Raw genomic sequence first — 228 nt, 5'->3', positions numbered from 1 at the left:
GTATATGTTTATGGGGAAGCGGTGGGAGAAACGATGTTCTACGGTCCAGGTGCAGGGAAACTTCCAACTGCGACAGCAGTAGTATCTGATTTAGTAGAAGTTGCTAAAAACATGCGTCTTGGCGTAAATGGGAATAGTGTCATTCTTCCTCAGTATCCAAAGAGTATTAAATCAGATGACGAAATCAATGCAAAATATTTCTTACGAATTCACGCAAAAGATCAACCT

The 228-nt window shown here is 40.4% G+C and carries 1 pseudogene; it reads left to right on the top strand.

Annotated elements, in window-relative coordinates:
* Positions 1–228 (top strand): annotated as a pseudogene (locus tag AOA62_RS00025) (homoserine dehydrogenase); the annotation flags it as partial.

The sequence above is a fragment of the Pseudomonas sp. 2995-3 genome, from assembly GCF_002742565.1.
GTDB lineage: Bacteria > Pseudomonadota > Gammaproteobacteria > Pseudomonadales > Pseudomonadaceae > Aquipseudomonas > Aquipseudomonas edaphica.
This window is presented reverse-complemented; position numbering and strand designations above follow the sequence as displayed.